This is a genomic window from Parolsenella sp. (assembly GCF_982402205.1).
This window is the reverse complement of the sequence record NZ_CEVYAT010000060.1, coordinates 1-8,870: the sequence shown is the minus strand read 5'-3', so window position 1 is coordinate 8,870 and position 8,870 is coordinate 1. Positions and strand designations below refer to the sequence as shown.

General features: G+C 60.4%; 7 protein-coding genes and 1 pseudogene. 2 read left to right on the top strand and 6 right to left on the bottom strand.

The window, feature by feature from the left end:
- The 6 genes and pseudogenes from AC1VTH_RS04650 to AC1VTH_RS04625 all read right to left on the bottom strand — a co-directional run.
- Positions 1–432: pseudogene (locus AC1VTH_RS04650) on the bottom strand (hypothetical protein); the annotation flags it as partial.
- A gap of 2 nt (positions 433–434) precedes the next feature.
- Entirely contained in the window at positions 435–1,298 is an 864-nt protein-coding gene (locus tag AC1VTH_RS04645) for a metallophosphoesterase (RefSeq protein WP_481334960.1), read from the bottom strand.
- 16 nt (positions 1,299–1,314) lie between these two features.
- A complete protein-coding gene (locus tag AC1VTH_RS04640; RefSeq protein WP_481334958.1) occupies positions 1,315–1,947 on the bottom strand; it encodes a very short patch repair endonuclease in 633 nt (210 codons plus the stop codon).
- Positions 1,948–2,011: 64 nt separating this feature from the next.
- Complete coding sequence (locus tag AC1VTH_RS04635) at positions 2,012–2,323, bottom strand: hypothetical protein (RefSeq protein WP_481334956.1); 312 nt, start codon at positions 2,321–2,323, stop codon at positions 2,012–2,014.
- A 93-nt stretch (positions 2,324–2,416) separates the two neighbouring features.
- Positions 2,417–4,963: a DUF3427 domain-containing protein gene (locus AC1VTH_RS04630; protein ID WP_481334955.1), complete on the bottom strand. Its 2,547-nt coding sequence runs from the start codon at positions 4,961–4,963 to the stop codon at positions 2,417–2,419.
- A gap of 24 nt (positions 4,964–4,987) precedes the next feature.
- Positions 4,988–5,440: a phospholipase D-like domain-containing protein gene (locus AC1VTH_RS04625; protein ID WP_481334953.1), complete on the bottom strand. Its 453-nt coding sequence runs from the start codon at positions 5,438–5,440 to the stop codon at positions 4,988–4,990.
- Positions 5,441–5,643: 203 nt separating this feature from the next.
- On the opposite strand from AC1VTH_RS04625, the gene AC1VTH_RS04620 reads away from it, so the two are divergent.
- Both AC1VTH_RS04620 and AC1VTH_RS04615 read left to right on the top strand, forming a co-directional pair.
- On the top strand, positions 5,644–7,368 hold the full coding sequence (locus AC1VTH_RS04620) for a DUF262 domain-containing protein (RefSeq protein WP_481334951.1): 1,725 nt from the start codon (positions 5,644–5,646) through the stop codon (positions 7,366–7,368).
- A 449-nt stretch (positions 7,369–7,817) separates the two neighbouring features.
- A partial coding sequence (locus AC1VTH_RS04615; RefSeq protein ID WP_481334949.1) for a cation:proton antiporter occupies positions 7,818–8,870 on the top strand: 1,053 nt, incomplete at its 3' end.

The window sequence follows — 8,870 nt, the reverse complement described above, 5'->3', positions numbered from 1 at the left end:
GCCCAGGTCAAGCAGGACGCCCGGACCCGCCTCGCCGGGCGCGGCCGCAACATCAGGCACCAGCACCACGCGCGACAGGTGCTTGCCGTCGACGTCGGCCGACAGCCCGTCATGGGGCGCGGTGGCGTCCCCCACCTCAGGCTTTATGCCCTTGAGCACGTTTCTCGTGGCACGCGGCTCGGTGTCTGCCGCAAACTCGACAAGCACCTGCGTGGCGTCTGTCTCGAACTCAAGGCGCACGCCCGCGGTGCAGGCCGCCATCTGGCGAAAGATGCCGGGATACCACGCAAGGCAGCTTGAGAGGGCACGCCGTTGCATGGCCGAGAAGCGCTGCGGGCGGACCCATCCGCCGGGGCATTCCTCCAGCTCAACGCACCCGTGCAGAAGATCGCGGGCAGGGGCGGAGGCACCCGGGCGCACGTCCCAGTCCATGGCTACTCGCCCTCTCGGATGTCTGCGTAGAAGCACGCGAGGTCGTCGAGGCGCAGCACTCCCACGCGGCCCATGCCGTGGCCGCTCGCCGCGGCGCAGTCGATGTCGATGCGGTCGACCCTGTTGCCCGTGGCCTCGCGCGCGCCATAGACAACGACCTTGCCCTTGCGCTCGGATGTCATGCACTGCTCCTCGGACAAGCCGGCAAGGCTCGCGAGCAGCGGCGACGGCGTGTGGCCGGCCACCACGACGGGGCCGTGGCCGCCCCCGTCCACGAGCCTCGTGGGAAACGCCAGGCCGTCGCGCATCCACAGCAGGACGTCTGCCGGCTGGCAGCCCAAAAGGTCGAGAAGGGCAGCAGGCTCGCACGGGTCTGCCTCGGGATGGGCCTCGCGCCACTCGGAGACGAAGCCCGCGTCAATGCCCGCGTGCACGAGCGCAAACGTGTGGCCACCAGCCACGGCGACGTCATAGAGCGGCAGGCCAGAGGCCCAGGAGATGACCTCGTCGTATTCGTCTTCCCTAAGCTGGCACAGCTGGGTGGCCGTGGCGTTGCCGCCGTTGTTCATCCAGTCGAACCAGTCGGTGAAGGTGATGTTGTCGAGCCCCGAGAGATCAAACTCGCCGTCCCTGGGAGCGCCCGTGTGGGCTGTGGCATGCAGCATGAGCTGCTCGTGGTTGCCCATGAGCACGCGGGCCTGGGGCAGCGAGCGCACCAGCAAGATGACACCCAGGGGGTCCGGGCCGCGGTCGATGAGGTCTCCCAGGACGTACAGCACGTCGTCGCTTGCGAGCGAGATTTGATCCAACACCTCGTCGAGCGCCCGGACGTGGCCGTGCGCATCAGACGTGACGTAGACTGCCATGCTGCACCTCCTGTTGCTACCTGCGGCGATGGCGCGCGCGGGCGCCGGCTCCGTGAGACGTAATTGTCTTATTATGACGCGAACGGAGCTTCTTGGCACGCTGGCGATGGCGCCAGGCGGGAGCGGTGCCCACCTCGATGACGCAGCCGGGGCCGTCTGGCCAGGCAAGCGTGGCCGCCGGGGACAGGGGGACGGGCCCTTTGTCCCCACGGGGTGCGACCTTGGCTTTATTTGATGGGGAACCCGCGCGGCGCACCTCGTCTGCCACGCGGGCAACGGTGGCGTCAAAGCGGTTCTTCTTGAGGCGGCACTCCCAAACGGTGATGACCTTCCAGCCGTCGCGGGCAAGCTGCTCGCGGTCGCGCTCGTCTCGGGCGCGGTTGCGGGCGAACTTGGCGGTCCAGAACTCGACGTTAGACTTTGGTGTGGAGAGGGCGCAGTAGGGGCAGCAATGCCAGAAGCAGCCGTTGACAAAGATGGCGACCTTGCGGCCGGGATAGCAGATGTCGGGCTTGCCGGGAGCGGCCTTCCAGTGCAGGCGATACCCAGGCAGGCCAGCCTCGCGCAGGGCCGCGCGCACCCTGAGCTCGGGCTTGGTGTTCTTTGACTTGTTCGCCTGCATCACGTGGCGCGTTGCCTCGGAAACCATGGCCCTCCCCTCGCTGCGCGTACGTGTTTGTGTCCGACAAGTCTAGACCAACTGGCCGAGCAGTTCATAATTCGGTGTAGTAGCAAAGGGCAAGTTCGGACTCCATGAACTCGCTCTCGAGCGTATTCTCGAGCCAGCAAGCATCTTCCCGATGCTTGCTCACGAGAATTGTCCAACGTTCAAGCTCGCCCGTCATATCGCCATTGCGTAGGAGCATCCAGGCAGTTTGCTCGAGAGCATTGCCGAAGAGCAACTCGAAAGAGACCGCCCGAGCATAGGTTCCGTCGGCCACTCGATAGCAGGGGCCATCCTTGACATCCATAAGCCTCATCGCCTTGATGAGAGTCTCGACATACCACCGGATCAGATCCTCCATAAATAGCCTCCCCTTCGCGCCGGACGAAGGGGAGGCTATCGATCTCGGCTATCCATATGCGCGAGAAGGGCTTAGATCCATAAACCCCACGATCTAGCTCATGAGATACCGGTACGTGTCCCTGGCAACCGGCTGGTTGAGGGTAAAGGGAACGCGGAGAATGGGAGCTTGCTCGCCATTGGAATTTGGCCGCTTCTCCTCGGCGACATCGGCAAGGTCAAACGAGAGCGTACCGAGATAGTAGTGGTCCGAGCCCTCGGAGTCATCCTTCTTCACGAACAAGTGAATACGCTGCGCAGATGAGTCAAACGAACGTAGCTTCGCGTAGTCCTTGCTCCCAAAGCTGCGGTTATTCTGGGAGAACCAGATGAAACGCGAGGGAGACTCAAACTCGTCCTCATAGCGAACGCTCTGCGAGGCATCGTCGGACTTGTGATAGGTAACGAAGATGGGCCAGTCGTTGGTCTTAAACGAATAGCCATTGATCGTTCCGTGCTCGTCCTTATCCCAACAAGCGAGACGGCAGAAGTCCGCACGCGTGTAGCGCTCACCCAGGCAGAGACGAATGTTCTTGTCGAATGAAACGGCGTATTCCTTGCGCGCAAGTTCTTTCCCGTACTCAATAACCTCGCCAACCTGCTTGGAAAGCTCTGGGTTTGCGAAACACGAGGCAAATCGGGGAGTAAGAGTCCAGTCGTCTTCATTAATGACCGGCAGAAGATTTCTCTTTGCCACCTCATCGAAGAACTCAAGCGAGAAAATGCGTCTTGCGCTTTCGAGCTCTCGCTCATAGTGCTCCGCGGAACCCACCCCGAAGTCAGACAGCATGTCAAACGAGCGCAAGCAGTCAATCAGACCATCGTGATCCGCATGTCCGCGCATAAGCTCGCGAAGAACAATCAGCTCGGTAGGACGCTTGCCGTCCGCGAGCCTATTCGAAATAAACCGCAGGTAGGTAACCTCGTCCTCGCTAAACGAGACCGTATATTCCTTCTCAACCCCGGCAAGCAGCATGTGATAGCACCCAAGCGACTTGTTCTCGAACACCAGGCGAGGCGACACCTCGCCAAGCTGGGCAAAGTCGGCAAGCGAGGGGATACGTCCGAGCCTCATACGCAGGTTTCGGTAGGCACGACGAAGCGTGGAAACGGTACTGAGAGTTGCGGTGTTCACGCTCTCGAGAACGTTCTTGCGAGCGATCTCATCGAACTGGATAACGGTTGGGCCGGTAACGGAGTTGCCACCATCGGCAACCAGGCGACGCAGCTTCTCGCGCTCAAGGCTGCGGTCGCCATAGAGCGCCACAGGGATGTTGTAGTTCGACTTGTAATTGCCCACGAAGTCGATGACCGTGACGAACTCTTTCTGTTCGTCGATACGCAGACCGCGGCCCAGCTGCTGGACAAACACGATCGCAGACTGCGTGGGGCGGGCAAGGATGACCTGGTTGACCGTGGGAATATCGATGCCCTCGTTAAAGATGTCGACCGAAAGCAAGAACTCGAGAGAATCCGGTGCGCCCTCGTCCTGTTCGAGGCGCGAAATAGCCCTCTCACGCTCCTCGTCAGACGAAGAGCCCGCAAGGCTTAGCGCACGACGCCCTGCCGCACGCAGGCGCTCGGCCACCTCGTCCGCCTCCCTGACGCGCGAGCAGAACACGAGGCACTTGAGGCGCGGGCCCGAGTAGCCGTACTTGTCGGACTGCTCGATGATTTGAGCCGCAAGCGTCTCGGGGTCCGGAACCTGATTGTCACCAATCCCCTCACCAGCGGAAACGCCAAAGTAATGGAACGGCGTCACGAGATGATTGTCGAGAGCATCGCTCAGGCGAATCTCAAACGGTACGACATGGTTGAACAAGGCAAACACGTCAAACGAGTCGCTGCGCTCGGGCGTGGCACTCATACCCAAAAGAAACTTGGGTTTGAAGTATTCCACGACCTTCTGATAGCTCCTAGCGCCCGCTCGGTGTACCTCGTCAATGACGATGTAGTCAAATGCATCGGGGGCAAACCTAGCGAGGTTCTCTTGGCGCGCGAGAGATTGGACTGTCGAGAACAGGGCCGTTACCTCAAAGTCGCGATGACCGCCAGAAAGCAGGCCATAGGTATAGCGACCTCCAAGTACGCGCTGATAGCTCTTGAGCGCCGCACGGGCGATGCGTTCGCGATGGACGATGAATAGCACGCGCTTCGGAGTTGGCTCGAACTGCTTGACGTCTAGCGCGGAAAGATAGGTCTTGCCAGTACCCGTAGCAGAAATGACGAGCGCTCGCGGTTCGCCGTCGCGGCGAACGTCACGGAGCGCCCGCAAGCCCCTCTCCTGCATCTTGTTGGGCTTGATGATCTCATATGCCGTAGTCTCGCTGGCATCAATGATCTTGGCCTTCTTCTCGCGTTCGCGCTTTGCCTTGTACTTAGCAGTGTAGTCAGCAAGGAAATCGTCCGTGAGCTCGGACGTCTCGGGTGCATTCCAAAGCTGCTCATAGAGGATCTTGGCACTCTCCACGAGGGACCCTTGGTCAGTCGAGGAAAGCGCAACATTCCACTCCATGTTGTTCTTGAGCGCATACTGCGTGAGGTTCGAGCTGCCCGTCACGAGCGTCGTGACGCCACGCTTGATAAAGAAGTAGCTCTTCACGTGAAGACCCGCGTGCTCGGAGTTTTAGACGTGCGTCTCGATATTTGAATAGTGCATGAGCCGCTTGAAGGCGCCCGGCTCGCTAAACGTGAGGTAGGTACCCGTGATGATGCGCCCGCGTACGCCTCGCTTCTCGAGCTCGTCGAAGGTCTGGAGGAGCAGCTGGATGCCGCTGAGTTTCACGAACGCAACGACAAACCAGAACTCATCGCCGGCCTTAAGATCGCGGAGCTCGTCAAGAAGGCGCGTAAGAACCGAGACGCCCTCACGGGAATTGTTATAGACGAGCTCGGGGCGCAAGTCGCCACGATCCGGAATGGAAGAGTCGACAAAACCCGTGGACAGCGAAGTAATGAGCTCGCCGGTCTTCTCGATACCCGGTTGTTCGGCGGCAGACTGGCTCGCTCCTTCAACGCTATAGGAAATGTGCCAAAGGTCGCCCTCGATATCCTGCTCGTATTCGCGCGCTGCTTCCATGCTGCCTCCCTTGGTCGCTAGGGCCCAGGGTAGACGACGCGCCGGTACGAATAAAGGACAACCCCACCAGATGAGACAAATTTGTCCGGCGAAGGGGCGGGCGGAGGAACGCGCCCGCCATCATTTACAGAAATCCAGGTACAAAAGTTGTTCACAGTCGTTCGCCCCGTGAGATCATGAGACCATTCACGAGAGGAGCGAGCATGGCCGCCAATTACGAAAACATCACGCTCACCATTACCGATCTCGACCGCATCAAGCTGCCCAAGTTCCAGCGCGGTTTCGTCTGGACTGCCGCCAAAAAGAACGACTTTGTCGAGACCCTCCACAAGGGATTCCCCTTTGGTGCGCTTCTCGTCTATCCCGAGAGCCAGGAGGCAGACTCCAAGCTCGTGCTTCTCGACGGTCAACAGAGACTTTCGACCATTCAGCAATACAAGAATGATCCCCTCAAGTTCTGGAAGCCCCTCAACCGCGATGAGTACAAGAATGCGCTCGCTTCCGTAAACGAAATCCTCACCGAAGACAACAAGATCGACGAGAAGACGTTCGACGAACTTGTAAACGGGAAACGTGACCTCGCCGATTGGGCAGACGAGGCGGCCGACCGCAAGGAGGACCGCAAGGCCATACGCGACCTTATTAAGGGGCTTAGGGCAAAAGTCGCCGATTACGTGGACCTTGAAAGCCTGAAGATCCTTGCCATCAAGTTCATCGGCAGCCGCGACAGCATCGCCGACGTCTTCGCAAATCTGAACAAGGGAGGAATCCCCCTCTCGAAATACGAAATCTACAGTGCCGCTTGGGTAAACACCGAAATCAGCCTGCTAAGTAAGAGCGACTCCGAGATGCAGGACGAAATCCTCGGCTACGTGAAAAGCTATTACTCCGAGATGGAGAGCGGCGCAGAGTTCGAGCTCAACGACTTTTCCGAAGACGAGCTGAGCAGAATCAGAACCATCACGCTGTCCGAATTTGGTCACGCCCTCGGAGCCTTTGTCGGTGCACGCCTGGGAGCCCTCGTATCACCGGCAACCAATGCACAAAAGGAAATCGGCTTTGGCCTTCTCGGCATCATCACGGGCGTCGACAACCGTCAGCTCGGTAAGCTCAGCACCAAGACCAACGAAATCAGCAGCAATCTTCAGCCCATCCTGGAGCGCACGGATAGGATTTGCAACGATCTGCAGACCACCTTCGCAAAGCTCCTCGGTCGCATGATGGCCGGCAAGAAAGACGAGTACGCATCGGGCCTCACCGCCTCATTCAAGACGCTTTCCTACTTCGCGGCATTGTGGGCGCTCGAGCAAGACTCCGACGGCTACAAGGCGACTCTCCACAACATTCCCGCCTACTACGTCTACGACTTCTGGGCAGGCAATTGGACCTCGCATGGTGACCAGCGCCTATTTGGCTACTACCCCAACTCACGCACGAGGAATTATCTGACGCCTCTCACACGCACACAGATGATGGACGCATACGCGCAGTGGGCCGCCGACACGACGCCGAGCATCAACTTCCCCAAAGAGGTAAAGGCGCTCACGACCATCCACGCCAACCTCAGCTATCTGTCTCAGACGGTTCCGTACGGTGAGAGCTTTGAGCTCGAGCACATCATTGCCAAGAAGCTAGTAAACGAATCCGAGGACCAGAACAATCGCAAGATCTATGCGGGCTCTCTAGGCAACTGCATGTACCTGCCAAAGAAGCTCAACAACAAGAAAAAGGAGAAGAACCTCTACGAGGTGGATGATAACGGCAAGTACGACCGGCTCATCGAAGAGTCCCTTTACCCAACAAGAGATGACTTCGCAGATGTCGCCGATTGGCTCTCCGACCACGATTTCAATGAGATCAACTCGTTGATTGTCATGCGCGCAAACAATGTCGCAGGCTCAATCGTCGACCACCTGGCGAAGGAGTAGCAAGGGCTGAAAGACATACGCACCTCACATTGCCGACCCGTCCCAAACATTGGAGCGGGTCGGCAGCTTTTACAGACGGATTTGGCGGCCCCCGAGTAGTCCGCTTGTTTTCGCATTTGCCAACTGGGGTTTTACGAGCTCTAGAGGGCCTGTACTTGGCACCCGGCAAAATCCGTCTGCATAAGTTGCCAACCCATCCGCGCGCATCCCCAAATCGGGCGTGAGGCCACTCGCACGGGGAGCCAACCAATCGCCCACGCGCCATACGGCGCGGTGTCAGGGGGTCTCGACCACCTGCAACCGCGCGGGCACGCAACGCCCGCCCCAGCAACTCGCCCTCATATACGAACAAAACTTGATGGACACCGCGTAGGGCCGCCCTTCTTTCGCATGAGATACTAGGCACGGGCGCAATCGCCCCCGATGCCACCCCGCCCCAAAGGAATCGCATGTCGTCGTTCGAGATCATTCTCCTGCTGCTAGGCTGCCTTCTTGCCTCAAGCGCATTTGCCCAGGTACTGCCCCGCGTCTCGCTGCCGCTCGTACAGATTGCCCTGGGTGCCGCCGTGGGCTGCCTCATCACGACCGACCCCACGCAAATCTTTCGCGACCCCGAGCTCTTCCTCGTCCTGTTCATCGCTCCCTTGCTCTTTGAGGAGTCGCGTCACGCGGACAAGGCCGAGCTCCTACGCGCCTGGGCGCCCGTTGCCTCCCTCGCGTTTGGCCTTGTGATCGTGACCACCCTCGTCGTGGGCGCCACCCTCCACCTCGCCGACCCCGCGATTCCCCTCGCCGCGGCCTTTGCCCTGGGCGCTGCCCTTGGCCCCACCGACGCCGCGGCCGTCGCCGCCCTGGGAGCAGACGTCACCCTCACCAAGCGCCAGAACTCGCTGCTCTCGGGCGAGGCCCTCTTCAACGACGCCTCGGGCGTCGTCTGCTTCGAGTTTGCCGTGGCCGCAGCGGCAACCGGGTCCTTCTCGCTCGCACGGGCAAGCGCAACCTTCCTCGCCGACTTCTTTGGCGGAATCGCCGTGGGCCTCGCCTGCGCCCTCGTCATCACCCTGCTCGTGGGCCGCATCCGCGCCCTTGGCCTCGAGACCCCCACCGAGCACGTGCTCTTCGAGGTCTGCACGCCCTTCGTGACCTTCCTCGCCGCCGAGGCCCTACACACGAGCGGCATCCTGGCCGTCGTTGCCGCGGGCCTGCTCATGCGCTTCAACCCGGGCCGCCTCACGGCCGAGTCTTCGCGCCACGCCCTGGCCTCCGAGAGCGTCTGGGAGCTCCTCACCTTCATCATCAACGGCACGGTTTTCGTGCTTCTGGGCATGAAGCTCCCAAGTACCATCGCCCCCACCCTGCGCACGGCCCAGGGCACGGACTTTGCCCGGCTCTGCGGCCTTGTGCTGCTGGTTTGCGTGCTCGTGGTGGGTGTGCGCCTCCTCTGGGTGCTCGCACTCGAGCGCATCCGCCGCGCCCGCCACGCCCACGACGGCCAGGCCCAC

Bases quoted from the DNA above. Each gene is read 5' to 3' on its own strand.
- AC1VTH_RS04645 (WP_481334960.1), bottom strand. From the start codon at position 1,298: ATGGCAGTCTACGTCACGTCTGATGCGCACGGCCACGTCCGGGCGCTC.
- AC1VTH_RS04640 (WP_481334958.1), bottom strand. From the start codon at position 1,947: ATGGTTTCCGAGGCAACGCGCCACGTGATGCAGGCGAACAAGTCAAAG.
- AC1VTH_RS04635 (WP_481334956.1), bottom strand. From the start codon at position 2,323: ATGGAGGATCTGATCCGGTGGTATGTCGAGACTCTCATCAAGGCGATG.
- AC1VTH_RS04625 (WP_481334953.1), bottom strand. From the start codon at position 5,440: ATGGAAGCAGCGCGCGAATACGAGCAGGATATCGAGGGCGACCTTTGG.
- AC1VTH_RS04620 (WP_481334951.1), top strand. From the start codon at position 5,644: ATGGCCGCCAATTACGAAAACATCACGCTCACCATTACCGATCTCGAC.